The organism is Mucilaginibacter sp. dw_454, assembly GCF_018449775.1.
Lineage (GTDB): Bacteria > Bacteroidota > Bacteroidia > Sphingobacteriales > Sphingobacteriaceae > Mucilaginibacter.
This window is the reverse complement of record NZ_JAAVVB010000001.1, coordinates 376,458-403,240: the sequence shown is the minus strand read 5'-3', so window position 1 is coordinate 403,240 and position 26,783 is coordinate 376,458. Positions and strand designations below refer to the sequence as shown.

Annotated in this window: 22 protein-coding genes; 8 read left to right on the top strand and 14 right to left on the bottom strand. The window is 41.7% G+C overall.

Annotated features, from left to right (window positions below):
- Window positions 1–170 precede the first annotated feature (170 nt).
- Window positions 171–3,401, top strand: coding sequence for an amidohydrolase family protein (locus HB679_RS01925; protein ID WP_214070246.1), 3,231 nt, complete (start codon window positions 171–173; stop codon window positions 3,399–3,401).
- A gap of 106 nt (window positions 3,402–3,507) precedes the next feature.
- Here the strand turns inward: HB679_RS01925 and HB679_RS01920 are convergent, their stop codons facing one another.
- Window positions 3,508–4,284, bottom strand: coding sequence for an SDR family oxidoreductase (locus tag HB679_RS01920; protein ID WP_214070245.1), 777 nt, complete (start codon window positions 4,282–4,284; stop codon window positions 3,508–3,510).
- A gap of 421 nt (window positions 4,285–4,705) precedes the next feature.
- Here HB679_RS01920 and HB679_RS01915 point away from each other — a divergent pair, with 421 nt between their 5' ends.
- Window positions 4,706–5,374, top strand: a complete 669-nt coding sequence (locus HB679_RS01915) for a hypothetical protein (RefSeq protein WP_214070244.1) — start codon at window positions 4,706–4,708, stop codon at window positions 5,372–5,374.
- Window positions 5,375–5,669: 295 nt separating this feature from the next.
- Here the strand turns inward: HB679_RS01915 and HB679_RS01910 are convergent, their stop codons facing one another.
- Complete coding sequence (locus tag HB679_RS01910; protein ID WP_214070243.1) at window positions 5,670–6,956, bottom strand: citrate synthase; 1,287 nt, start codon at window positions 6,954–6,956, stop codon at window positions 5,670–5,672.
- Between the two features lie 162 nt (window positions 6,957–7,118).
- Here HB679_RS01910 and HB679_RS01905 point away from each other — a divergent pair, with 162 nt between their 5' ends.
- Window positions 7,119–9,953: a PAS domain-containing hybrid sensor histidine kinase/response regulator gene (locus tag HB679_RS01905; RefSeq protein WP_214070242.1), complete on the top strand. Its 2,835-nt coding sequence runs from the start codon at window positions 7,119–7,121 to the stop codon at window positions 9,951–9,953.
- A 152-nt stretch (window positions 9,954–10,105) separates the two neighbouring features.
- Here the strand turns inward: HB679_RS01905 and HB679_RS01900 are convergent, their stop codons facing one another.
- Window positions 10,106–11,353, bottom strand: coding sequence for an ABC transporter permease (locus HB679_RS01900; protein ID WP_214070241.1), 1,248 nt, complete (start codon window positions 11,351–11,353; stop codon window positions 10,106–10,108).
- Between the two features lie 240 nt (window positions 11,354–11,593).
- Between HB679_RS01900 and queA the strand changes: the two genes are divergently transcribed.
- Both queA and HB679_RS01890 read left to right on the top strand, forming a co-directional pair.
- Window positions 11,594–12,643 carry a tRNA preQ1(34) S-adenosylmethionine ribosyltransferase-isomerase QueA gene (queA, locus tag HB679_RS01895; RefSeq protein ID WP_214070240.1) on the top strand — a complete coding sequence of 350 codons (1,050 nt, stop codon included), beginning with the start codon at window positions 11,594–11,596 and terminating at the stop codon, window positions 12,641–12,643.
- Window positions 12,644–12,741: 98 nt separating this feature from the next.
- Entirely contained in the window at window positions 12,742–13,446 is a 705-nt protein-coding gene (locus tag HB679_RS01890; protein ID WP_214070239.1) for a 2-C-methyl-D-erythritol 4-phosphate cytidylyltransferase, read from the top strand.
- Here HB679_RS01890 and HB679_RS01885 read toward each other — a convergent pair.
- The 6 genes from HB679_RS01885 to sppA all read right to left on the bottom strand — a co-directional run bounded on the left by HB679_RS01885 (window position 13,443) and on the right by sppA (window position 19,630).
- Entirely contained in the window at window positions 13,443–13,925 is a 483-nt protein-coding gene (locus HB679_RS01885) for a histidine phosphatase family protein (protein ID WP_214070238.1), read from the bottom strand. The genes HB679_RS01890 and HB679_RS01885 overlap by 4 nt on opposite strands.
- Before the next feature lie 81 nt (window positions 13,926–14,006).
- Window positions 14,007–14,972 (bottom strand): glycosyltransferase family 9 protein, encoded by a 966-nt coding sequence (locus tag HB679_RS01880; protein WP_214070237.1) that lies wholly within the window; start codon window positions 14,970–14,972, stop codon window positions 14,007–14,009.
- Between the two features lie 9 nt (window positions 14,973–14,981).
- Window positions 14,982–15,485, bottom strand: coding sequence for a D-glycero-beta-D-manno-heptose 1-phosphate adenylyltransferase (gene rfaE2, locus HB679_RS01875; protein ID WP_214070236.1), 504 nt, complete (start codon window positions 15,483–15,485; stop codon window positions 14,982–14,984).
- 9 nt (window positions 15,486–15,494) lie between these two features.
- A complete protein-coding gene (gmhA, locus tag HB679_RS01870) occupies window positions 15,495–16,049 on the bottom strand; it encodes a D-sedoheptulose 7-phosphate isomerase (protein WP_214070235.1) in 555 nt (184 codons plus the stop codon).
- 4 nt (window positions 16,050–16,053) lie between these two features.
- Complete coding sequence (locus HB679_RS01865; protein WP_214070234.1) at window positions 16,054–17,727, bottom strand: DNA polymerase/3'-5' exonuclease PolX; 1,674 nt, start codon at window positions 17,725–17,727, stop codon at window positions 16,054–16,056.
- Between the two features lie 136 nt (window positions 17,728–17,863).
- Complete coding sequence (gene sppA / locus HB679_RS01860) at window positions 17,864–19,630, bottom strand: signal peptide peptidase SppA (RefSeq protein WP_214070233.1); 1,767 nt, start codon at window positions 19,628–19,630, stop codon at window positions 17,864–17,866.
- Between the two features lie 92 nt (window positions 19,631–19,722).
- Between sppA and folK the strand changes: the two genes are divergently transcribed.
- Together folK and HB679_RS01850 are read left to right on the top strand one after the other, a co-directional pair.
- Window positions 19,723–20,202, top strand: a complete 480-nt coding sequence (folK, locus tag HB679_RS01855; protein WP_214070232.1) for a 2-amino-4-hydroxy-6-hydroxymethyldihydropteridine diphosphokinase — start codon at window positions 19,723–19,725, stop codon at window positions 20,200–20,202.
- Between the two features lie 21 nt (window positions 20,203–20,223).
- Window positions 20,224–20,595 carry an Hpt domain-containing protein gene (locus HB679_RS01850; protein ID WP_214070231.1) on the top strand — a complete coding sequence of 124 codons (372 nt, stop codon included), beginning with the start codon at window positions 20,224–20,226 and terminating at the stop codon, window positions 20,593–20,595.
- Window positions 20,596–20,598: 3 nt separating this feature from the next.
- Here HB679_RS01850 and purS read toward each other — a convergent pair whose 3' ends face one another.
- From purS to rho, 3 genes are all read right to left on the bottom strand, one after another.
- Window positions 20,599–20,853, bottom strand: a complete 255-nt coding sequence (purS, locus tag HB679_RS01845) for a phosphoribosylformylglycinamidine synthase subunit PurS (protein WP_214070230.1) — start codon at window positions 20,851–20,853, stop codon at window positions 20,599–20,601.
- A 26-nt stretch (window positions 20,854–20,879) separates the two neighbouring features.
- Window positions 20,880–21,620 carry a CDP-diacylglycerol--serine O-phosphatidyltransferase gene (gene pssA, locus HB679_RS01840; RefSeq protein WP_214070229.1) on the bottom strand — a complete coding sequence of 247 codons (741 nt, stop codon included), beginning with the start codon at window positions 21,618–21,620 and terminating at the stop codon, window positions 20,880–20,882.
- A gap of 132 nt (window positions 21,621–21,752) precedes the next feature.
- On the bottom strand, window positions 21,753–23,372 hold the full coding sequence (rho, locus tag HB679_RS01835) for a transcription termination factor Rho (protein WP_214070228.1): 1,620 nt from the start codon (window positions 23,370–23,372) through the stop codon (window positions 21,753–21,755).
- 318 nt (window positions 23,373–23,690) lie between these two features.
- On the opposite strand from rho, the gene pyrF reads away from it, so the two are divergent.
- On the top strand, window positions 23,691–24,536 hold the full coding sequence (pyrF, locus tag HB679_RS01830; RefSeq protein ID WP_214071235.1) for an orotidine-5'-phosphate decarboxylase: 846 nt from the start codon (window positions 23,691–23,693) through the stop codon (window positions 24,534–24,536).
- On the opposite strand, the gene HB679_RS01825 is transcribed toward pyrF, so the two are convergent.
- Together HB679_RS01825 and HB679_RS01820 are read right to left on the bottom strand one after the other, a co-directional pair.
- The gene (locus HB679_RS01825) at window positions 24,529–26,118 is read right to left on the bottom strand and encodes an HD domain-containing protein (protein WP_214070227.1); all 1,590 of its coding nucleotides are present in this window, start codon (window positions 26,116–26,118) and stop codon (window positions 24,529–24,531) included. The genes pyrF and HB679_RS01825 overlap by 8 nt on opposite strands.
- A 113-nt stretch (window positions 26,119–26,231) precedes the next feature.
- Window positions 26,232–26,768: a pyridoxamine 5'-phosphate oxidase family protein gene (locus tag HB679_RS01820; RefSeq protein WP_214070226.1), complete on the bottom strand. Its 537-nt coding sequence runs from the start codon at window positions 26,766–26,768 to the stop codon at window positions 26,232–26,234.
- Window positions 26,769–26,783 lie beyond the last annotated feature (15 nt).

The window sequence follows — 26,783 nt, the reverse complement described above, 5'->3', positions numbered from 1 at the left end:
ACCCAATAGGTAACGAACCCTATGCCTAGAAGCACAAGCAATGCTATTACTGTTCTGAAGATTATTTTGAGTGCCTTTGCGCGACTTACCACTAGAATTATTTTATGACTTCCCCAAAACTATTAAAATGCGTTAATAGTTTTAACTTAGCATTTGTAAAATTCTGCTCAATGAAATTACTCAGACTAACAACTATACTTTTACTTGCTGTGTGTACCGCTAACGCGCAAGCACCAAAATGGAACGTCGAGACCCCGCCGGGCGTTCAAAAGAAAGTTACAATAACTACCGACGAAGGCACCTGGATGAACCTGGACGTCAGCCCAGACGGCAAAACCGTAGTATTTGATCTTTTAGGCGATATTTATAGCGTACCTATTGGCGGCGGCAAAGCGGTTCTGCTGGCCGGCGGTAAATCTTACGAAGTACAGCCGCGTTACAGCCCTGATGGTAAATCTATATCGTACACCAGCGATAAAGAAGGCGGCGACAATATTTGGGTAATGAATGCTGATGGCAATAACAAACACTCCATTACCCACGAAAATTTCCGGTTATTAAACAACGCCAGTTGGACACCTGATGGCCAATACCTGGTGGCCCGTAAACATTTTACCGCCTCGCGCTCATTAGGCGCCGGCGAAATGTGGCTATATAATAAGAATGGCGGCGACGGTATCCAACTAACCAAACGCAAAAACGACCAGCAAGATGCCGGTGAACCAACCGTATCGCCCGATGGCAAGTTTGTTTACTGGAGTGAAGACGTAACCCCCGGACCCAATTTTCAATACAGCAAGGACCCTAATGCGGGTATCTACGCTATAAAAAGGCTAAACCGCGAAACCGGAAATATAGAAACCGTTACAGGCGATGCAGGCGGCGCATGCCGTCCACAGATCTCTCCGGATGGTAAACTACTGGCTTTTGTAAAACGTGTACGTTTAAAATCCGTACTGTATCTGCATAATTTAGCCACGGGCGAAGAATGGCCGGTATACGACGACCTCTCGCACGATCAGCAGGAAACCTGGGCTATTTTTGGTGTGTATCCAAACTTTGCCTGGACACCAGACAGCAAGAATATCATCTTTTACGCAAAGGGTAAAATCTGGAACCTGGATATCACCTCGTTACAAGCAGTACAAATACCATTTGACGTTACCACTACCCAAACCATTACAGACGCGCTGCACTTTCCGCAGCGTGTTTTCCAGGACGATTTTACTGCCCGCATGATCCGCCAGGTAACCACCTCGGCCGATGGTAAAAAGATTGCCTTTAATGCTGCAGGCTATGTTTATACCAAAGATCTTCCGGCGGGTGTACCAACGCGTATTGATACGTTGACAGATTTTGAATATGATCCCTCTTTCAGTCCTGATGGTAAGCAACTGGTTTACATATCATGGAACGACGCTTTAAAAGCTTCAATCAATACTGTAGACCTCACTACCCATGTAGTTACCCGGGTTACGGTTGATAAAGGCTATTACTATACCCCAAAATTCTCAAACCATGGCGATAAGATCATCTACCGTAAGGGCGAGGGTAATGAGGTTTTAGGATTTGCCTTTGGCGTTGCACCGGGCATCTATACTATTCCGCCTGCCGGTGGTACACCAACCATGATCATTGACAATGGTATCAATCCAACTTTTTCTGCCGATGATAGCAAGATCTATTATCAAAGCAGCGAGGGTGGCAAAAAAGCATACAAGATCATGGATGCCAACGGTGCTAACCAGCGTACGCTATTTACTTCGCAATATGCCACGCAATTTGCACCAAGCCCCGATGGTAAATGGATGGCCTTTACCGAACTGTTTAATTGCTATGTAACACCCATGGTAAATGCAGGGGCACCGCTTGATTTATCAGCTAATAATAAGTCGTTGCCGTTAACTAAGTTGACCAAAGACGCAGGCACCTCATTACACTGGAGCAAAGACAGCCAAAAACTGATGTGGGTACTCGGACCAAAATATTACACCCGCGACATTCACAACGCGTTTTCGTTTGTTGACGGCACCGCCCCTGCCCTGGATACTACCGGCGTAGACATCAACCTGAAATTAAAAAGCGATGTACCTGACGGTAAAATAGCCTTCACCAACGCACGTATCATTACCATGAAGGATGACGAGGTGATTGAGAAAGGCACCATTATCATTGATCATAATAAAATAGTGAACATAGGCAAAACCGGCGAAGTGCCTGTGCCTGACGATGCTAAGGTTTATGACATCCCCGGTAAAACTATTATGCCGGGTATTGTTGATGTCCACGCGCATTTGCACCCCAGCCAGGACGGTATTTCGCCGCAGCAGGACTGGAATTATTTTGCCAACCTATCTTACGGTGTAACCACCGCGCATGATCCTTCGAGTAATACAGAAATGGTATTTAGCCAGTCGGAAATGCTGAAGGCGGGCCGTATGGTGGGTCCTCGGGTGTATTCAACCGGAACGATATTGTATGGTGCCGATGGCGATTTCAAAGCAGTAATCAATAGTTTAGATGATGCGCTTTCTGCACTGCGCCGTTTAAAAGCTGTTGGTGCATTTTCTGTAAAAAGCTATAATCAGCCGCGCCGCGAGCAGCGCCAGGAGATTATTGAAGCTGCACGCCAACTGCAAATGCAAGTGGTGCCAGAGGGTGGTTCAACTTTCTTTACCAATATGAATATGATCCTGGACGGGCATACCGGTATTGAGCATAACATACCTGTATGGCCGGTTTATAAAGATGTAAAATCATTATGGAACAATAGCAAATCCGGCTATACCCCTACACTGATTGTAAGCTACGGCACTCAATTTGGCGAGAACTTTTGGTATGACCGTACCGAGGTTTGGAAAGACGAGCATTTGTTGAACTTTACGCCGAAATATATCGTCGATTCACGTTCACGCCGTCGCACTACCTCAGAATACGGAGAATACGGCCATGTAGAGGTTTCGAAATACGTGAAGCAAATTGCTGACGGTGGTACCAAAGTAAACCTTGGGTCGCATGGGCAACTACAGGGTTTAGGTGCACATTGGGAAATGTGGATGCTGGCACAAGGCGGCATGACCCCGCTGCAGGTTATTCGCTGCGCGACGATAAATGGAGCCTCATACTTAGGTATGGACAAAGAGATTGGCTCATTACAAAACGGCAAACTGGCCGACCTGATCGTTATGAATCAAAACCCATTGGACGATATCCGTAACACCAACAATATTAAATACGTAATGCTTAACGGTCGCCTATATGACTCGGACAGTATGAACGAAATAGGCAACCACGAAAAGCTGCGCCAGCGTTTCTGGTGGCAGCTAAGCCGCGGTGATAGCGTTACCCTTCCTGTTGGTAATACAGAAACTTATTTGTACGGTACTAATGATGGTGATTAAGCTATTATAAAACAATTTGTCATTGCGAGCGTAGCGTGGCAATCGCGAATATTGCATCCTTGCGATTGCTTCGTCGTTCCTCCTCGCAATGACAATTATCGGATTTCTACAAAATCACCGGCGATTGCGCTCCATCCATGGTAATGGTCGTACCCGTAATATACCGCGCTTTATCAGATGCTAAAAACAGCACCAAGTCCGCTACCTCTTCCGGCTTAGCTAAACGCCCCATCGGGATTTTTTGGACGGCCTTTTCCAGCGCTTCATCTACTGTTATACCTAAAAAACGAGCCTCGGCTTCCATACCGCTGGTTACCCGGCCGGTTTCTGTTAGTCCGGGGTTAATGCCCACTACCCGGATGCCCGAGGAAGCATAGGCATTGCCCAGCCCTGCTGTAGCCAACATCAGCGCAGCGTTAGCCGAGCCACCTGCCAGGTGTGTCGGACTGGCCACTCTACCGCCTGATCCGATAATATTTACGATAACGCCCCTACCCGCAGCAGCCATCAGTTTAACCACCGGATCGAGCACATTAATGGTGGTAAAGTATTTGGCATCCATAGCTGCGCGCCAAGATGCCGGGTTAAGTTCAGCAACCGGTGTACGTTTAGCCGCGCCGGCTGAGTTTACCAGTACATCTATCACACCAAATTGCTGTTGAACATGCGCCACCAACGCAGCAGCCTGATCGGCATCAGACACATCGGCACTAAAACCTGAAGCGCCTGGTAGTTCTTGCAATGCCTGATCAATATTGGCTTGTTCGCGCGAGCTGATGATCACTTTTGCGCCGTAGGCAACAAACTGCTTAGCGCAGGCAAAGCCAATGCCTTTTGAGCCGCCGGTAATTAGTACTACTTTATTTCGGTAATATTCTGCCATTTTGTTTACATATCTAATTCTTAAAATTTGATATAAGGTTTGGCTTGCATTTTTGATTAAGGTAAATAGCCAACTCTCGCACTAATTAAAGTAAAAGTCAGTACAATTTAGAACGAAATTGCATTATTCTCATTTTCAAACAGTTGAAAAACTTGGGTGGGATAATGACAAATTTGATAAATCCGGAAACAAACACCGTATTTTAATTAGTAAAAACAATTATTTCATAAAAAATAATACAAATAATAACTCAAAAAGAAATTTGAATGTCGTTTAAATACATATTGATAACAAAACAGAAACGTGCATAACTAATTGTTAATTAATAGAATAAGTAAAAAATATTACTTATTTTAATTAAAATATGTTACAAGCAAATCTTTTTTGAATTATATTTAAAAGGATTTAAACTATTACGATTATGAAACTTAGAACCCTAATTATCGGCTTATTATTAATAAGCCCATTTCTTCTGAAAGCTCAAACCGTACAAATATCGGCATCAGAGCCCGACGCTAAAATAATTGTTGATGGTCAGCAAATGGGCACCGGCAATGTCAAAATTAAAGTGCCCAAAAACTCTTGTGTGGATGTTAAAGTGATTAAAACAGGATTTTTAAGATATGAACAGAATTTTTGTAATACAAAAGGGATGGCCGAGCCACCAAAAAAACAGTTTTTTGACATGAAAAAGGACGATGCAGAGGAAGCATCAATCAAAACAGACCAGGCTAACATAGACTTTTCTGTAGAGGTAAATAAAAAGCTTGATCCTAATGACGTTTGGAAAAGGGTTAATCAGGTAGTAACAGATTATTTTGATGCTATTGAAGTAGCAGACAAAGAAACTTCTTATTTAAGAACAGCCTGGAGTATACAAACCTTCGCTCAAAATACCATCAGGACAAGACTGATTATTAAACTTGCAAAAAGCGACCCATTGACCTATAAGGTAAAACTGGTAAGTGAATTCTCCGGAGCACCGCTTACTAGTGTAAAAGCAGATGAGTTGTTTCACGAGTGGGACCGGATTCTGAGAAAATATCAGAATGTGATATCAGATTTCAACACCCGTTTGGGTAATCAATAGGCTGCGTTATAGCCGAAGGCTACAATTGATATTAAACCATGTAAGAAGGCTCACTTTACTGTGAGCCTTTATTGTTTCTAGCTGAGTACTTAGGCTTGTTTCGCTATGTTCTCTTCGCAGTTGACGTACTTTTTAGTTTATGACAATTAAATATCCCCCCTAATTAAAACCAGATAATGACTTGTCCTGAAATAAGAACCGGGTGATCCAATTGATCCACATTTTTGCGTGGATCACTTATAGAACAAAAAAGCCCCCGACTACTCGGGGGCTTGCAAGCTAAAACCTCAGCTTATTATCTTTTCTCAATGGCAACGTATTCGCGGTTTACAGCGCCGGTATAGATCTGGCGTGGGCGACCGATTGGTTCTTTGTGCTCTTTCATTTCCTTCCATTGTGCAATCCATCCCGGTAAGCGGCCCAGTGCAAACAGCACGGTAAACATATCGGTAGGGAAACCTAAAGCACGGTAAATGATACCTGAGTAAAAATCTACGTTAGGGTATAGTTTACGTTCAACAAAGTATGGATCTTTTAGGGCCACTTCTTCCAGGCGCTTGGCAATCTCCAATACTTCGTCGTTAATACCTAATTTCTCCAGGATATCGTCGCAAGCTTTCTTGATAATCTTGGCGCGTGGATCGAAGTTTTTATACACGCGATGACCAAAACCCATCAAACGGAAAGGATCATTTTTATCTTTTGCTTTATTGATCCATTTGTCGGTATCGCCGCCATCTTCCTTAATTTTCTCCAACATCTCTATAACCGCCTGGTTAGCACCACCGTGCAGCGGACCCCACAATGCAGAGATACCTGCAGATACGGAAGCATAGATGTTAGATTCTGATGAACCTACAATACGCACCGTAGAAGTAGAGCAGTTTTGCTCATGATCTGCATGCAGTATCAATAAGGTATTCATGGCGCTAACTACAACCGGGTCAACCTCCAATTCTTCAGTCAATTGGCCAAAGGTCATGTTCAGGAAATTGGTTACATAGTCATACTTATTCAGTGGGTACATAACCGGGTGGCCCAATGATTTTTTATAAATCCATGAAACTATGGTAGCCATCTTGCTTAGCATTTTAATAATGCTTTGGTTCAGCTCTTCCTTAGTTTGGTTTGATTTTAATGATTCAGGATAAAAAGCCGACAATGAGCATACCAGCGAAGAAAGCTGACCCATAGGGTGAGATTTTGACGGGAAACCATCAAAAAACTTCTTCATATCCTCGTGCACCAAGGTATGGCGGCTTATTTCGTATTGAAAATCTTTCAGCTGTTGAGCGGTTGGTAATTCGCCGTAAATCAGCAAATAAGCAACTTCGATAAAGCTTGATTTTTCAGCAAGCTCTTCGATAGGATAACCACGATATTTTAATATACCCAGCTCGCCATCTAAAAAAGTGATAGAACTTTGGGTAGCACCTGTATTTTTATAACCGATATCTAAAGTAACAAAACCGCTTTGATCTCTTAACTTTGAAATATCAATGGCTTTTTCGCCTTCTGTACCTTCAATTATCGGAAGATCGTATGTTTTATCACCTATTTTAAGTTGTGCTGATTCAGACATAGAAAGAATGTTAGTATGTGCAACAAATATATACAATCTGCGTATAATTCAACCGTACCCGGTGTTGTGAAATTGTAAAAAGTTTGTCTTATTAAACTTATTTCGGTCAAAAGCCTTCCATTTGGTATATTCGTACTTATAATCAAATAAAATTAACTGTTAATGGCGATTACCTGCGGGCTGGTATTATTAATTCCCTTTATTTATGATGTTGGTGCGCCCTTGTTAGTTTTACTTGTTGCCGGTGCCTGGATGATAGTAACTTATCGTCGCAATATCCGCGCTGCTGTTAAAGCCTACGCGGCACAGCTCCCTGAACCATCGCCACAAATTGACTCACGTCAGGTCCATTCGCTTATCAACTCACTCGACGATATTATTTTTGAATTTAATGAAGACAAAGTTTGTTTAAACGTTTGGTTCAATGAGTTCAAACAGCGTGTAGTTGACCCCAGATCGTTGGTAGGTAAAAAGATAGAAGATATCTTATCCCCGGAAAAAGCAGAGAAATTTAACCGTGCGCTCGATTATGTAATTACTAATCGTAAACCTACATCGCTGCAATACCCGTCAGACTATGGCACAGGCAGATGGTTAAATGCCAAACTTACCCCGGTTTTTGATCATGAAAGAAATTACACGCACAGAATCTCGGCATCAGTAGCAGATATTACCGAGCAAATGCTGGCCGCTGAGGCTTTGAAAGAGAAAGAGTCGTTGTTGATTGAGGCTCAAACCGTTGCTAAAATTGGCAACTGGTTGTTTGATGCCGTTACCCGCCACACTTATTTATCTGATAACTTATTCTCGATACTGGAGATTGACAGATTCCCGGAAGATATCGATCAATTTGCCTATTACCTTAGCCTGGTGCACCCGGATGACAAGGAAACCTGTGGCAGTTTTTTACAAACCATTGCAGTTTCTGAAGGCAAAGAGCATGAGCACAAGCTTATTACCCCTACCGGTAATTTAAAATATATACGCATCATTATAGGTAACAAAGTATTAAATGCCGATGGCAGCGTGAAACGTATTGCAGGCGTTATACAAGATATTACCGATATCAAACTATCAGAAAAAGCCATTCGCAAGGGTCGCACCGAACTGATAGAAGCGCAAACAATAGCCAAAATAGGTAACTGGAGCTGGGATATCCCTACCGTTACACTTACCTTCTCTGAGGAGATCAGCAATATTTTTGAGGCTGACCCTACTGCCCTCGAGTTTTTAGGCATCAAGAGATTTCTTTTAAAGTATGTTCATAAAAACGACAAGTTTATTGTTCAGCATCTGTTTAAAAGCGCCGCTCACATACCTAATTACACCTGCGTATTTAGGATTGTAACACCAGACGATGCCGTTAAATATCTAAGTGTGATTGTAGGTAAAGTACTGTTTATAGAAAATGGCGCTCCACGTAAAGTAATAGGCACGTTACAGGATGTTACCGACCGCAAGCGCGTAGAAATTGACTACAAACGTACCGAAAATAAATACAAGCTGGTTTTAGAAACCATTAAGCTCGCGGCTATCTCTCTGGACAATAATGGGTATGTAACCTTTTGTAATCAGCACCTGGCTAATATGCTGGGGTACACGCAAAAAGAGATTGTAGGGATGCATTGGTGCGACAATTTTATTCCGGAAGAACTAAGAACCACTATCGGTGACATGCTCACTCACAACGCTATTCCGTCGCAACATACCAATCCTATAATTTGCAGAAACGATGAGCAGCGTATCATCAGCTGGCAAAATACCATGACCTATGACGAGAATGGTATATTGAGAGAGACCACCGCCATTGGCGAAGATATCACCGATCAGCAAAAAGCTACACTGGAGTTAATCTCCGCTAAAGAATTGGCCGAGAAATCATCTAAATTCAAGTCGGATTTCCTGTCTATTATGAGCCACGAAATCCGAACACCGATGAATGCGGTAATAGGCACCACCAACCTGTTGCTGATTGATTCGCCGCGGCCCGAGCAGATGGAATATCTGAATATTCTAAAATTCTCTGGCGAAAACCTGCTAGCCATTATCAACGACATCCTGGACTACAATAAAATAGAGGCTGGCAAACTGGAGCTTAACGAATTAAAATTCAATATCCATACGCTGGCACAGAAGATCAAACAAACATTCTCTGCAAAAGCGGCCGAGAAAAAGCTGGTACTTGACCTATCTATAGACGAATCTATACCAGAACTTTTAAATGGCGACCAGATACGACTGAGCCAAATATTGAATAACCTTATTAGCAATGCGGTTAAGTTCACGTTTAAGGGCCATATTGATATTGCCCTTAAACTTCAAAACGAAGACCAAAATCAAGTTACTGTATTATTCACGGTTAACGACACTGGAGTAGGTATCGCCCCCGAGAATCTGGCGATGATCTTCGATCCGTTTACCCAGGAGCCTACAATTATTGATAATGATCACGGAGGTACAGGCCTCGGCCTGGCTATTACCAAACGGTTAATTAATCTGCATAATAGTGATATTACGGTGGAAAGCACCGTTGGCAAAGGCACGTTATTCTCGTTCACTATCACATTTAACCGCCCTAATGATGAATTAAATAAGGAACTTTTGGCAGCCCCGGTTAATGCCATGCTTAACCTGGAAGGTATGAAGCTATTAATTGTTGACGACAATAAAATGAACCTGCTAATTGCCTCGCGTTTCCTGAAAAAATGGAAGGCAGAGGTTGATGAAGCACAAAATGGGCAGATAGCGGTTGACATGGCCAACAGTAAAACTTACGATCTGATTATTATGGACCTGCAAATGCCGGTAATGGATGGGTTTGAAGCTACGCGAGCTATTAAAAAGCTATTGCCCCTGTTACCTATTATTGCGCTAACAGCAGATGCAATGCCCGAAACTTACGACAAGGCCCTGGCCGCAGGCATGAGTGATTATTTGAGTAAGCCGTTTGTACCCGGTGTGTTGTTTGATAAGGTGTCGAGGTTTTATAAGCAATAAAACAACAGCCCCTCTAAACGGCAAAGCCCTCATGAATACCTTTTAATAAAAAATTAACTTGAATAATCTTCCCCGGTTGGGGAGACTTTCTTAGTACTCTTGTATTATCGCTCTGGTTCCCTCCTTACCGGGGAGGGTTAGGGAGGGGCTGGCTAATTAGACCTTATCGCTTCTACCGGATCTAATTTAGATGCAAACCAGGCCGGAATGATCCCTGAAATGATACCGATACCTACAGAAGTCCCGATACCAATAATCACATTTTTAAGATAAAGCACAATAGCTACGCCCGACGCCCATTTGACAGCAAATGTCCCGAGGTAAACCAATAACAGCCCTATCATCCCTCCCATTAAACAAAGAATTACCGATTCTATTAAGAATTGCAGCAGGATAAAATAGTTCTTTGCGCCCAATGATTTTTGTATGCCGATGATATTGGTACGCTCTTTAACCGACACGAACATGATGTTGGCAATACCAAATCCCCCCACCAAAATGGAAAACAAGCCAATGATCAAGCCGGCCACGTTAATGATCTTAAACACAATGTCCAACTGATCTGAAAGCATGGTGCTTTCATTAAGGGCAAAGTTATCATCATCGTTGGGGCGCAGGCTGCGTATGGAGCGCATTAATCCCTTAAGCTCGCCTTTTACATCCTCGATAGGGATACCAGGCTTACCTTTCACCATGATGGATGGATGATACTTTTCATTCTGCACATCAATCATGTTATGCGCAAAATTCAAGGGTAGCAGTACTTCCTTGTCCGACGATATACCCAGCATATCTTTACCCTCTTTGGCAAACACACCAATGATGGTTACATATCGGCCCATTACCTTTATTTTTTTGCCCACCGTTGTGCCACCCGGGAATAAATTATCGGCAATGTCACTACCTATAATAGTAACGGGCGCGCCGGTTTGCGATTCCATTTCGGTAAAATATCGTCCATCCTGAAAATTAACCGTCCAGGTTTTGTCGTGATCCTGGGTACAAGCATCAATCTGTGCGCCGTCTACGGTATTACTGCCGTATTTGATGGTGCGGTTATCAATGCCTATTTCGTAAGAAATCGCTAAAGCAGTTTGACTGCGGCGCTGCAATTCGTAAAAATCGCGCAATTTAGATACGGGGCGCTGCATGTATTTCCACCACGGATATTCGCCATCTGATGTCCATGGCCATTTTTCAACATACACACTGTTGCTACCCAGCTTGTCTACACTTTTCTGCAAGTTGTCGCGCAAGGTATCAACTGCCGAGAATACGGCTATGATGGTAAATATGCCAATGGTAACTCCCAGCAGCGACAATAGTGTGCGCAAACGATTTTGCCTGAGCGCATCAAACGCAAATAAAACACTCTCCCTGAAAAGTTTTAAAAATATCATTGATCTTAATTACACTGATTTTTAATTGATTTCACAGATTTCAAACTCATTTAGAATTTTGGTGTTATATAATCTTAGATGTTTATATTGCAGTTAAGTTACAGCAACAAATTAATAAACCTAATAAGTTTGCCTAAATCAACAAAAGCAAATAACATATCGGTGTAATCATCAAATATAATCGGTGGAATCCCTAATTATATTAGTACATTTGCGCCCTGAAAATTCATATACACAAGCATGAAATTATCTCAATTTAAATTCAATTTACCAGAGTCACTAATTGCCCACAGCCCATCTGCCGCTCGCGACGAGTCGCGCTTAATGGTGTTACATAAAGACTCCGGAAAGATTGAACATAAAGTATTTAAAGACGTACTGGACTATTTTGACGATAAGGATGTAATGATCCTTAATAACACCAAAGTATTCCCGGCACGCATGTACGGTAATAAAGAAAAAACCGGCGCTACCATTGAAGTATTTTTGCTGCGCGAGCTAAACAAAGAACTTCGTTTATGGGACGTATTGGTTGACCCGGCACGTAAAATACGTGTAGGTAATAAATTATATTTTGGCGATGACGATTTGTTAATTGCCGAGGTTGTGGACAATACTACATCACGTGGACGTACTATTCGTTTCTTATTTGATGGTACTGATGAGGAATTTCGCCGTAACGTGGAGATCCTGGGCGAAACACCACTGCCAAAATACATTAAACGTAAAGCTACTGCCGAAGATAAAGAGCGTTACCAAACCATTTTTGCTAAACACGAAGGTGCAGTTGCCGCCCCTACCGCAGGCTTACACTTTAGCCGTGAGCTAATGAAACGACTTGAATTGAAAGGCGTTGAATTTGCTGAAGTTACGTTGCACGTTGGTTTAGGTACTTTCCGCCCGGTGGAGGTTGAAGATCTGACCAAACACAAAATGGACTCAGAGCAAATCATCATTGAGCAAAAACAAGCTGATATTGTAAACAGAGGCATTGAGAACAAACGCCGTATTTGTGCAGTAGGTACTACCAGTATGCGTGCTATCGAGTCGGCAGTATCGGCTGGTAAGAGTTTAAAATCAATTAACGATTGGACCAGCAAATTCATCTTCCCGCCATACGAGTTTAGCATTGCCAACTCGATGATCACTAACTTCCACACGCCAGAGTCGACTTTGTTGATGATGATTACCGCTTTTGGTGGTTATGATCACGTAATGAATGCTTACGAAGTTGCTATTAAAGAAAAATATCGTTTTTACAGCTATGGCGATGCCATGCTGATTATCTAATTTTTAGATTTGAGACGTGAGATACAAGATGTGAGACTGGAAACGGTTTCACATTTTTTGTTTATCAGTATTATTAAGATATTTACCGAAGCAAGTCTATGTCGCACACCTCACAACTTACATCTATCCCTAAGTACGCCATCATTGTAGCTGGAGGTTCGGGTACGCGCATGGGTGCCGTTGTTCCCAAGCAGTTTTTGTTACTAAATGGATTACCGGTTTTGATGCATACATTATTGGCTTTTTACAACAGCCCGTCAAAACCTGGGTTAATATTGGTGTTACCTACAGCATACCATGAATACTGGGTAGAACTTTGCAAAAAGCACCATTTCGAGATTCCACATCAACTGGTTGGCGGCGGCGAAACCCGCTTTCATTCTGTAAAGAATGGCCTGGATTTGATTTCTAGCGATGAGAAGAGCCTGATTGCTATTCAGGATGCCGTAAGGCCGCTTACCAACGCACAAATTATCGATGAGGCCTATCAGAGTGCCGCAGTGCATGGAAATGGCGTGGTAGCGGTTAAAAGCCGTGATTCCATCCGTCAACTAAAAACCGATACATCAGTTGCGCTTACGCGGGATGAGATTTACCTGGTGCAAACGCCGCAAACCTTCCAATCCGCGCAGTTAAAAAAAGCTTACGAGCAAGAATATAATAGCAGTTTTACTGACGATGCCAGCGTGGTTGAAGCCACAGGAGTTAACATCCATTTGGTAAACGGCAGCTATCAAAACATCAAGATCACTTTCCCGGAGGATATTGCGATTGTGGAATTGTTGATGAGGCAGGCTGATTAAGCATCGTCTTTAGGCGAATCGTAAAAAACCAGCTTACCGACGTTTTCTTTTACCTCATTCCAACTTTTGATATCAAACTCTAATAAACCTACCGCCCCAGGCGGAACATCTGCGGGCTGACCTGATAAGTAATACAATACCTGCGCTATAGCAGGGTTGTGGCCTACCAGCCCTATAAAATCAAACCTATCATCCAGTTCGTTAATTACATCAACCAGCACATCCTGTTCGGCATCGTAGATCTTTTTAACCTCATGAGGTTTTGCCAGGCTCATATGCTCGGCAATCACATCGGCCGTAGCCAGCGTACGCAGCGCCGGACTACTTATCAATATTTGCGGTACAATTTTATGCTCCAATAATCGACCGGCCATCATGGCTGCGTCGCGCAGACCTTTGGGTTTTAGCGGGCGCTCAAAATCATCATAACCCGGTTCGTGCGTGGCCTTGGCGTGGCGTATTAAAAGTAGTTTTTTCATAGCGGCAAATATTTATTGAATGAGATATCCCAGTCTGATTACTAACAACAGCTATGCCAGTAATCTTTTACAGAATTATAATTAACTATTTACAAATGCGGTGACCTGGCTTTCGTCAATATCATTCATACATTTAAAATGCCCAAGCGGGCAAGCAGGTAAGCCAAATTTTGAACATGGGCGACATTCCAGTTCTACACCGGCTACCAATACTTCTTTCACTTTGTAAGGCTGCACGCCCAGCAATTCGGGCACGGTACCGCCCCATACTGAAACGATCGGCCTGTCAAATGCTTCGGCAATGTGCGTAAGGCCGGTATCAAAGCCAATTATTTTGTTTGCTTTTGATATGAGGAATACAGACTCATCCAAAGAAGTAACTCCGCAGGCGTTGTAGGCTTTATCTCCCAAAGTAGCGGCAATTTCATCCCCATTGGCTTTAACATCATTCCCGCCCAATAAAACTATCGGTAAATCAAGCTCTTTACAAATGCTGATGATCTTCTGATTTGGCATCCGTTTGGTAAAATGCGTAGCCCCAATCACAAAAGCAATAAAGCCCTTTTGGTGCGATACAGGCAATAGTTTATCTAACTGGTATTTGGCTTTGATATAATAATCAATGGGCTGATCATCGTTCTTAACACCCAACACAGCCACGGCTTTCATGTACCTGTCAACCAAATGCACGGGCGGCACCAGCTTTAAGTTAAATTTAAGACTGAGCCATTTACGGATAGTCTGTTTTTTGTAGGTGGATGATGGAATGCCGATCCGAAATTTAATAATGGCAGTGCGCAGGTTATTATGTAGGTCGACAACGTGATCGTAACCCTCAGCTTTGATATCAGCTATAGTGTCCGACAATTTTGGCTTCAGCAGTAGCAGTTTGTCGACATAAGGATTATTATCGTAGATATACTTAAAGGCGGGTTTAGTAATAAAATGCACCTCGGCATCCGGCAGCTGTTTTTTAAGGCATCGCACAACCGGGGTTGTGTAAATGATATCGCCCATTGAGCTAAAACGGATCACCAATATCTTCATCTGTTGTTATTAGCTCCCCTGACTTTGTATGCGTTTAATGATAGAGGTTGATGAATAGCCTTCAACCAGGTCAATGGTCTTAACCTCGCCCCCATTGGCCAGCACCTCTTTACCTCCAACAATATTTTCAATTGAATAATCGGCACCTTTTACCAGGATATTAGGCATTAAGGCGTTGATCAGGTCAAGCGGCGTATCTTCTTCAAAAACTACAATGGCATCTACAAAAAACATGGCAGCCAATAATGCGGCGCGATTTGCCTGGTCATTAACCGGGCGACTCTCGCCTTTGATACGTTTTACCGAGCTATCGGCGTTTAAACCAACCACCAGCTTATCGCCTAAATTAGCGGCTTTTGCCATGTAAGTTATATGGCCAATATGTAGCAGATCAAACACGCCATTGGTAAAAACCACCTTATCACCTTCGCTTTTCCAAAAGTCGACCTTGCTTTTGATGGTGGGCAAATCGCCTATTTTATCTAAAAGTGCGTGTTCTAAATTCGTTCTCATGGTGTTGGGTTAATACAGATCGTCAACGGCCTGGCAAAGTATATGCCCTATCAGGATATGCATTTCCTGGATACGGGCGGTAGTATCAGCCGGAACAACGATATTCAGATCGCACAGGCCAGTCATTTTACCACCATCGCGACCCGACAAGCCTAATGTTTGGCAACCCATTTCGGTAGCCGTTTTAAAGGCTCGTAAAACCACCTCGCTGTTACCGCTGGTTGATATGCCGATAAATAAGTCGCCGGGCTGGGCAAGCGCCTCTATCTGGCGGGCAAATACGTAGTCGTAGCCATAATCATTAGCTATGGCCGTAAGTGCCGAGGTGTCGGTAGTTAAAGCTATGCCCGGCAAAGCTTTTCGGTTTTTAACAAAACGTCCACTTAGTTCGGCAGCCAAATGTTGGGCATCGGCAGCACTACCACCATTACCTGCAATTAAAACCTTATGGCCATGTTGTAGTGTCGAGGTTATCAAATCGCAGGCGCGCTCAATGTCGGGCACTAGTGTGTCTATAACCTTTTGTATGGTATCCTGATGATCTTTAAGTTGCTGAATAATCACGGGCTTATTTTTTCCTGTCTTTAAAAAATTGTGTTATTTCTGGTAAAGATAACGTGTTTAAGCACCTTTCCTTATACAAGCCGCCTTTACGGCCAACAATAACACCGTAGTGCATATCTAAAAAGCCTTCGTTACGGTGGGCATCCGGGTTAATAGTTAGCCAAACACCTTTATCCAAAGCGTATTGGTGCCAGCGCCAGTCCAGATCTAATCGCAGTGGGTTGGCGTTAATTTCAATCACTACGCCATTAGCAGCACATGCATCTATCACTTTTTTATAATCGAAAGTATAACCATTACGGCTTAGTAGCAATCTACCCGTTGGATGGCCCAGTATGGTTGTGTATGGATTTTCGACAGCTTTGATCAAACGTTCGGTAGCTTTCTCTTCGCTCATTTTCAAATTACTGTGAATAGAGGCTACTATAAAATCAAACTTCCTCAAAATCTCATCCGGGTAATCCAGCGAACCATCGTTCAAAATATCTGATTCAATACCTTTAAACACATGAAAGCCATCCAGCTTTTTGTTTAAGTGGTCGATTTCTTCTTGTTGCTGCAGTACACGTTCAATGCTCAAGCCTTTGGCATAGAAAGCACTCTTGCTATGATCGCACAAACCCAGGTATTGCAGGTTTAGTTGATCTTTGCAATAGGCAGCCATTTCTTCGATGGTGTTTACCCCATCGCTCCAGGTGCTGTGATTGTGTAGCGTGCCACGTAAATCGTTATAAGATATTAGCGTTGGCAACGCGTTTTTTGAAGCTCTTTCAATATAGGTATCACCTTCGCGCAGCTCGGGTTTTATAAATTGCAGTCCGGCTTTTTGGTAAATCAGTTCTTCATTTTCTGGTTGATCGGCATCATCTCCGCCGCGTTCTAACACCGCTTTAACATGCTCGTCATTACCCGTTTTGTTGAATAATGTCTGAAAGAAAAAGCGTTTCTCCACTACGTAAATAACAACCTTTAAGCCGTTATCGGTTACCCCAACAATATGATCGCCTTCTGGCTTGATATCATTTACCAATTCAGATTGAACAATACTGTTGTAGGCTATTTCGCAATCGCGGGCGCCTATTACTACTACCAGCTCATTTATAATTTCACAAAGTCTGCGGTATTCGCCGGCAAACTCAATCAGGAAATTGGTGAAAGTAAATTTTAATTTTTCAAGGATCTTATCAGCCTCCGGTTCAACCTGTGCATACAGGAACTTACCTGTACTGGCCATCTTAAATTCAATGGCTTTGCGGATATCGTCCTGCGTTTTTAAACCGAATCCTTTAGCTTCGATCAGCCTATTTTCGTTACAAGCGTAGAACAACTCTCCTACGGTTTCAATAGCCATGTCGTGCCAGATAACGGCCACTTTTTTAGCGCCGATACCTTTAATGCCCATCATTTCTACTACGCCCGGTGGCGTTGCAGCCATGATCTCTTCCAGTTCGACCATAGTACCGGTTTGTACCAGCTCAATGATCTTACCCGCTACGCTTTTACCTATGCCTGATATCTTCTCTAATTCTTCAAAAGTTTTATCGGCGATCTTTCCATTAAATTTATCAACATTGAAAGCAGCGTTGGCAATCGACTTAATTTTAAAAGGGTTTACCTCATGCAGTTCCATGAGTTGCGACAGCAAACGAAGTCTACGGGCTATGGTCTTATTTTCCATAAATAGAATAAGTGATAAAAGTACGAAAGGTTTGTATTAGTTCATAGTTTTGAAAGAGTCCATAGACGATAGTCCATGGACCATAGTTTGCTTAGCGCTATACTATCGACCATGGACTATGGACCATCGACTAAATCTACTTCACCACCACATCATACTCCATACGGGCAAGCGGAGTACGCATCATGGATGTCAGACTTTTTATCTTCTCGTAAACCGGGTAGTTTTCGCCCAGTTCAGATTTAAGCATGCGGGTTTTCATTTGCACGCTGAAGCTTTCACCCAGTTTATTTAACACGCTTTTTTGTTCAGGATAAGCTACCAGCTTGTAGTCTTTAACGTTAGCCTTTTTAGCTGCAGATTTAATAGCATCATCAATATTACCCAAGCGGTCAACCAAGCCTATTTTCAGGGCTTGCTCGCCGGTCCATACCCGGCCCTGGCCAATGCTGTTAATATAAGCTTGTGTCTTATGACGACCTTGCGCTACGGCTTTTGTAAAATCGTCATAACCATGATTGATCTGATTCTGCAAAATTTGATGCTCGGCCGGGGTTAGCGGGCGACTGGTGTTACCCAAATCGGCATACTGACCGGTTTTTACATCATCGAATGTTATACCTAACTTGTCGTTAAATAGCTTCTGCATATTAGGCAAAATGGCAAAAATACCTATCGAGCCGGTAATGGTATTTGGCTGCGCGTAGATAGAATCGGCAGCGCACGAGATATAGTAACCGCCAGATGCTGCTACATCGCCCATCGATACAATAATCGGTTTCACTTTTTTAGTCAGCATTACCTCGCGCCAAATCACGTCGCTTGCCAAAGAACTACCCCCCGGCGAGTTTACGCGCAGTACCACAGCTTTAACTTTGTCGTCCAATCTTACTTTGCGCAATGCTTTTGAGGTAGTTTCAGAACCTATGCTATTGTCGTCACCATCACCGCTGGCAATATCGCCCGATGCATAAACTACAGCAATACGGTTGGTAGAAACTTCTTTGGTATCATCATCGGTTGATGTGTTGCCATAATCGCCAATCTCAACGCTGTTTAAATTGGATTTTTGCTTAACGCCTAATTTGGTTTTCAACTCAGCCAATACCTCATCGCGGTATTTAAGGCCGTCAACCATTTTTAGTTTCAAAGCATCCTCGGGCTGCTGTATGCGCGCCTCGTTAGCGTAGTTAAATAGCGAATCTTTGTTAATGCCACGTGCTTTGCCTATACCGGTTAAATAATGACCATATAAAGAGCCAAGGTATGAGGTTACCTGCAAACGGTTAGCATCGCTCATTTTGGTCAGGATCATAGGCTCTACAGCGCTTTTAAACGTACCTACTCTAATAACCTGTGCTTCAATGCCCAGTTTATCTAACGCGCCTTTAAAGAACATCTGTTCAGAACTAAAACCGTCAAACTCAAAAATGCCTTTGGGGTTAATGTAAACCTTATCTGCTACAGATGCCAGGTAGTAAAATCCTTTGGTATAAACCTCGGCATAAGCAATTACAAATTTGCCTGATTTTTTGAAATCTATCAGGGCATTGCGGATCTCTTCGGTAGTAGCCTGGCCAGATAGCATATAGCTTTCATCCAGTAAAATCCCTTTAATATTATCGTCGGTTTTGGCTTTCTTAATGTTAGCCAGGATATCTTTTAGTCCGATTGATTTATCGCCATCTAAACCTAAAAAGTTAAGGTTAGCTAATGGGTTGTTTGGTGTGCGTTCTGAGATGGGGTATTTTAGCTCGATGTGTAATATGGAGTTTGCATCAACTGTCGGGCTCTTGTCGCTACTGGCGCCGGCTATTATACCTGCAATTACAAGGATGATAATTATGGTAGATAAAATTATGCCAACCACAGTGGCCAGCACAAATTTGAAAAATTGCTTCATTTACTATTATAAATATTTATATCTATGCAAACTTAATAAAACCCTTGGGATAATATTTATTAAGAGCGCCATCTATAATATTTGTTACAACAATGAATAACGTTTTTTTGCTTTTAGGCAGTAATATGGGCGACAGAAAGGAATACCTGCAACAGGCCGTCTTACATATATCGTTTGATGTATCGCCTGATATGCGGATCTCGTCTGTTTACGAAACCCAATCATGGGGTAAAGTTGATGAACCCGATTATCTGAATATGGTTGTGGAAGTAAAAACAGATTTATCGGCCCAAACAATTTTGGATAAAATATTGTCTATTGAACAGGTGATGGGAAGGAAACGCGAGGAGAAATGGGGATCGCGTACTATTGACATCGATATTTTATATTACAATAACGATATTATTGATACGCCGGGGCTGAGCATTCCGCACCCGCAATTGCAAAACCGGGCATTTACCTTAGCCCCTTTAGTTGAGCTGGCACCCAACTTTATTCACCCGGTTTTGAAGAAAACTAACCTTCAACTCAAAAAAGATCTAAAGGATAACTTAATTGTAAAAAAATTATAAATTTGGATATAAAGCTAAAATATGGCAGTCGATTTAACCAACCTTGACCTTGACCTTTCGCTCCTTCAGGAAATTGCTGATGGCAGTGATGAGTTTATTATTGAGTCGATTGATATGTTTTTGGAACAAACCCCTATATCAATGCAGGAAGTAAGTAATGCATTCGAGAAGATGGATTGGGCCACGGCCGCATCAGCTGCGCATAAAATGAAGGCTACGTTGGGCTTTTTTGGTATGCTGAATAGTCAGGCTTTAATCCAACAAATTGAATTAGCCTGCAAATCAGGCCAGCCGGATGTAGTGGACGTTATTGCCAGGTTTGAACAAGTGCAAACATTAATTAACGCCAGCGCTATTGCACTTCAGCAAATAAAAGCAGAAGCACAAGGCTAAGCCTTAAACCTGCTCTAGTTTAAAAGTATAACTCTCCATAATTAAATTAGCCAAAAGGTTTTTACAGGCTAAGTCAACTTTTTCGCGAGCAACTTCTTCGCTTTCAGCTTCAATTTGTAAAGAGACGTGTTTGCCGATACGGATATTTTGAATTTCGGCAAGGCCCAAATTTTTCATGCTACCTGTCACCGCCTTTCCTTGCGGGTCAAGTATTTCTTTTTTAGGCATTACATCAATTTCGGCTTGAAACGTTTTCATGGAGTGATTTTATTTTGTGAACGATGTTATTGTGACTCTTTTTGAGCGCCTGCAACATCGTCGTGGGCTATTTTAAATTGAACAATTGATAAGGTGATATAGATAAATATAACCACCGGAACAGCGGCAAATTTAAAAAATAGTATCAATATTGCCGAGAACAACAGCAGCAAATAGCGATAAATATTTTTGTTAAGGTCTTTATTCTTGAATTTGAGCGACATAAGCGGCAATTCAGCTACTAATAATGCGCACATCACCACCACAAATGCAGAAAGAACAAATGGATTTAATATGATCTTGGAAAGACCCGGGTGCTGATCGATAATTAATGGGAATGACGCTATTAAAATAGCATTTGCCGGTGTTGGTAAGCCAATGAAAATTTCAGCCTGTCGGGTATCGGTATTAAACTTAGCCAGCCTGAGCATAGAAAATACCGCGATCAAAAACGCGCTGAAGTTTAAAAACTGGCTAACGGCATGGATTTGCGGAGCCTGTAAGAAAAGCTGGTATAATATCGCTGAAGGCAAAACGCCAAAACTTACCACATCAGCCAACGAATCCAGTTCCTTCCCTATTCCCGAGAACGATTGTAGTACACGTGCAGCAAATCCATCAAAAAAATCAAATATAGCTGCCAGGAAAACGGCATAGGCCGCGGTAACTAAATTGCCTTGCACGGCAAATACAATCCCCACACAACCGCTAAACAGGTTGCAACAGGTTATTGCGTTAGGGACATGCTTTTTTACCCGCTTTCTCATTTCAGGGGTGAAGGTATTAGTATTAACTTAATAAATCAATAACAGTCGATTAAGTTATGATTAGAAATTAGTGATTGGAGATCAGAGATTAGTTAAAACGCTAATCACCAACCTCCAACCTTTAATCTCTATCTACGAATTCATCGAGATTAAGAACTCTTCATTAGTTTTTGTGCCTCTAACCTGGCTCTGCAAGAACTCCATAGCCTCTATCGAGTTCATATCGGCCAGGTGGTTACGTAGTATCCAGATGCGTTGTAAAGTCTCTTTATCCAACAGCAAATCGTCTCTACGTGTGCTTGATGCAGTAATATCAATAGCCGGGAATACGCGTTTGTTTGATAGTTTTCTATCCAACTGTAACTCCATGTTACCGGTACCTTTAAACTCTTCAAAGATAACCTCGTCCATTTTAGATCCGGTTTCTGTCAACGCTGTCGCAATGATGGTTAATGAGCCACCATCCTCAATGTTACGGGCAGCACCAAAGAAACGTTTTGGTTTGTGTAACGCATTAGCATCAACACCACCTGATAATATTTTACCAGATGCAGGTGCTACCGTATTGTAAGCACGAGCTAAACGGGTGATAGAATCTAACAAAATTACCACGTCATGACCACACTCAACCATGCGTTTAGCTTTCTCTAAAACGATGTTAGCAATTTTCACGTGACGCTCGGCAGGTTCATCAAATGTTGACGAAACAACCTCGGCGCGTACGCTGCGGGCCATATCTGTAACCTCCTCAGGGCGCTCATCAATCAATAGAATGATCAGGTAAACTTCCGGGTGATTTTTGGCGATAGCATTAGCCACATCCTTTAATAACATGGTTTTACCTGTTTTAGGCTGTGCCACGATCAAACCACGCTGGCCCTTACCTATTGGCGAGAAAAGGTCCATGATACGGGTTGAATAATTACCCGGATCTGTAAATAAATGTAATTTCTCTGAAGGGAAAAGCGGTGTCAAGTGATCAAAAGGAACACGGTCACGTACTTCGGCAGGGATACGGCCGTTAATAGCTTCAACACGTACCAACGGGAAATATTTCTCGCCTTCTTTTGGCGGGCGGATGCTGCCACGAACGGTATCGCCTGTTTTAAGACCGAATAATTTTATTTGCGACTGTGATACATAAATATCATCAGGCGAAGTTAGATAGTTATAGTCAGATGAGCGCAGGAAACCATAACCATCAGGCATGATCTCTAATACACCTTCATTTACAATTACGTTGTCAAAATCAAGATTGATAGCGGGTTCAGGCGCTTTTTGCTGCTGCACGCGACGCTCAAATTTTTGAGGACGTTCAGCATTAGGATCGGCTGAAGATTCAGCAGCTATTTCGCCTTCCTGTTGTGGTGATTGACCTTCATCCTCACTAACAGGAATATTTTCGCTAATTACCTCGTCATCAGCTTGCGGCTCGTCATCTTGTGCATCAAATAAATTAGTATCGTCTAACGGAACCTCAACACGTGGTTTGGTTATTTTAGTAGTAGTGGTGCGTATTCTGGCGCGTACTTTTTTCTCGCCGGCTTCTTCTTTTTGTGCGCCTATCGGCGTATAGTTATTTTCAACAACTTGTTGTTGTGCTCTGGCAGCTTCGATAAGCTGTTGCATTTGTACAATATTAGTTATTAAGTCGGGCTTGCGTAGCGAGTCGGCATCAGGAACACCTAAACTTTTGGCAATTTCGCGCAACTCAGAAACGAGCTTGTCGTTCAATTCGGTAGTATCAGACATGATATGAATTATGGGTTCAAAAGGGGTTTTATTACAACAGTTATACGTGAGACTTACAGTATGCTCAGATAGTTATTTGAAAAAGAAATTTTTTGCAGCTTGTTTTTGCACTGTTAAAACCAGGTATACTAATGATATATAACGTGGGATTGAAAAATTATTCTTTAGTGCAAGAAAAACTCAAAGGAAAACACTGCAATTCTAATCATTAAAATTCAGAAAACAAACTTTTAAAAAAAATATCTTTTTTAACTGAACAATTAAGCTAATTTTTAGTTTTTTTGGGCGATTAAAACTCATCTTCCAGATTATCTTATGATTACACGCCAGCAACTGATAGACCAGATTAAACAAAAAAAATCATTTCTATGTGTTGGTTTGGATACAGATGTCGACAAGATCCCCGAGTTTTTAAAACAATACCCCGATCCTGTTTTTGAGTTTAATAAACGTATTATAGACGCCACTAAAGACCTTTGCGTGGCTTATAAGCCCAATTCTGCCTTTTATGAAAGCTATGGTGTGAAGGGCCTGCAAAGCCTGATAGCCACCTGGAAATATTTACCACAGGATACTTTAAATATTATTGACGCCAAACGCGGCGACATTGGTAATACCTCTGATAAATACGCACGTGCCTTTTTTGATGAAACAACATCGGGCATGAGTTTCGACGCTATTACGGTTACCCCATATATGGGCAATGACAGCGTTACACCGTATTTGAAATATGAGGGCAAATGGGTGATCATCCTGGCGTTGACATCATCTATAGGCAGCAAAGATTTTCAATATCTTAACACCGGCGATGGCCATCTATACGAAACCGTTATCAAAAAGGCCAACACCTGGGCCGGTGCAGACCGTATTATGTACGTTGTAGGCGCCACCAAAAGCACCGAATTTACCGACATACGCAAATACGCCCCCGATAACTTTTTACTGGTACCCGGCGTTGGCGCACAGGGCGGCAGCTTAGAAGATGTTTGCAAATATGGAATAACCAAAGATTGCGGCTTACTGGTTAATGCATCACGTTCAATTATTTACGCTGGCAATGGTGAGGATTTTGCAGACGCTGCGCGTGAGGAAGCGAAGAGTTTGCAAAAGCAGATGCAGCTGGAGTTAGAAAAAGCCGAAATTATACCGAGGGATTCTAATTAATTGATTCAATTATTTTAATTTCTGATTTACACGCACTTAAAATACTTTCACTAATTTTCTCAAATTCTTTCGAATTATTAAAAGTACGCTTGATGTATATTCTGACTGTTAATGTTATTAAGTTTAAATTTTTAAATTCCAAACTGTGCGTTAACCACTTGTCAGATATTTCGTATCCTGCTGCACCTTTTTTTATCAAAAGAACCGCTTTATCTTCACCAGAATCTTTATAATTTTCATTTTTACTAAGGTCAATTGCCGAATAGGTGTTATTTTCTCTGTCGGCATTTAACGCGGTTAGTTTATTTCTAATCTCTTTTACCGTCTCGTTAACCTTAGCGAAAGCTTTTGTGTCTTCTGCACTTATTGTTATACGTTTTCTATAAATTCGTTTAAACAATTTCCTGTTTATTAAGCTGTTAAGAATTTCGTTTTCGATAGTTTTCCCGCTCTTATCATTATATTTTTTTATAGTTTCTCTTAAGAAAAACTCATCTCCATTATCCACATAAAACTTTACTATATCTGTTAGTTTTTCACAATCATCAAGCAATTTAGTTTCAGAGCCTGTCAAAGTAAGGGTAGAATGAGTAAGCATTAGATTTGCCCCCCGATTTGTTTTGTGAAAATATATTTGATTATATAAGTGAGATCTGGATTGGATGAATCTCAACATAGAGTCAGATCCACTTTCTTTATATCCCAGTTTTACAACTTGATCTTCAATTATCGGTATAAACGAAGAAAAAATTCTATTGATATCATAAATCCCGTAAGTTACACCCGCAAAATAACTATCTCTTAAGAAATAGTCCATTCTATCAGCATCAATAGGAAACGCTGTTATAATTCGAGAAAAAAAACTCGTATAATCAACGCCGTTATCATCAATTATATTTGTTATCCCCACAAATTTGGGTTCTATCATTTTCACAATTCTTTCAGCTTCAATATTGCTTATATTTTGCTGTACTATTGGCGAGAATTTATCAGGATCGTCAATGTTCTGTTTTTTCAAAGTATCGATTAAGTAAAACACAAATAAACATGAAATCAATTCATGTTCGACTTTGCCGTCGCTTGCTTCTATAAGCTTTTCAAATCCTGATCTATATTTATTTACTACTAGGTCATTTTCGATTACGTCTAAAAAAGTTTTCTTGGATATTGCAAACGAATCAAACAAATGCGACATCGGCCCGTGCCCAATATCATGAAGAAGCGCTGCAAGTCTAAGTTCCTGATAAAAAATACCTTCTTGGGTTCCTAAGCGATCTAGATCGAAAAACAATTCGCTCTCCGCCTGGAAATATTTTTGAGCTTTTTTTATCCCGGTATTGTAGTTTTCTTTACAAGAATTGTAGATCCTGCCTGCAGTGTGCATCACACCTACAGAATGTTCAAATCGTGTATGATTTGATGAAGGAAATACATAATATAAAAACGAATTCTGTTTGACTTTTCTCAACCGTGAAAATATCGGTTGAGCCAAGATCCACTTTTCGATTTCGGATAATTTAATGTCACCATGTAACGGATCTAATATAGACCCGTAATAGTTGTTGAGATGTGATTCAGGCATATAATTGGTTATCAAACAGGTTGACAAGAGCAAGTATAATTTAAAAAAACTGTTATCAAAAATAAAGTGAAGTAAATTATTGCGGATGTAATTTCGTTAGGTAATATCGGATCTTAAATAGTTATCTTCCCTTCAACAGAATCATCCAGTGTTTTACCAATGGCTGCTCCGGCTAGTTGTTTAATGAAAGCTACAGCATTACCGTGTTTGTTGTCCCAATAGTAAGCTTCGGTAGGTTCCAGTTTCACTACGGCTATGCGCGGGTCAGCCTCTCCTTCCGTAAACCAGGTTTTTAGTATCGGTTTCCAGAATTCTTTGATTTTTTCTTTATCGGCGCTTAGTGTAACCAAGCCATATACATTCAGGTAGTCAGAATATTTCGATCCCTGAAAGAATAACTGGGCAAGCGGTTCACTTTTTAGTTCGTGGTAGGTTTCGCTGTCGTTTGCAATCAGGAACCACAGGTTACCTTCGTCGTCAACCTGCTGCACCGTCATTGGACGTGCCGATGATGGCAAGCCTGTTTTGATATTGCTGGTAAAGAAACAGGTTTTAGCATCTTCTGCCAGTTCTTTCAACTTGGTTAATGCTTCCGGACCATTCAGGTCTTTAAAATTATCTTCGGGTTGATTTTGATTAATGCTGTTCATAATCTTAAGTTTTTA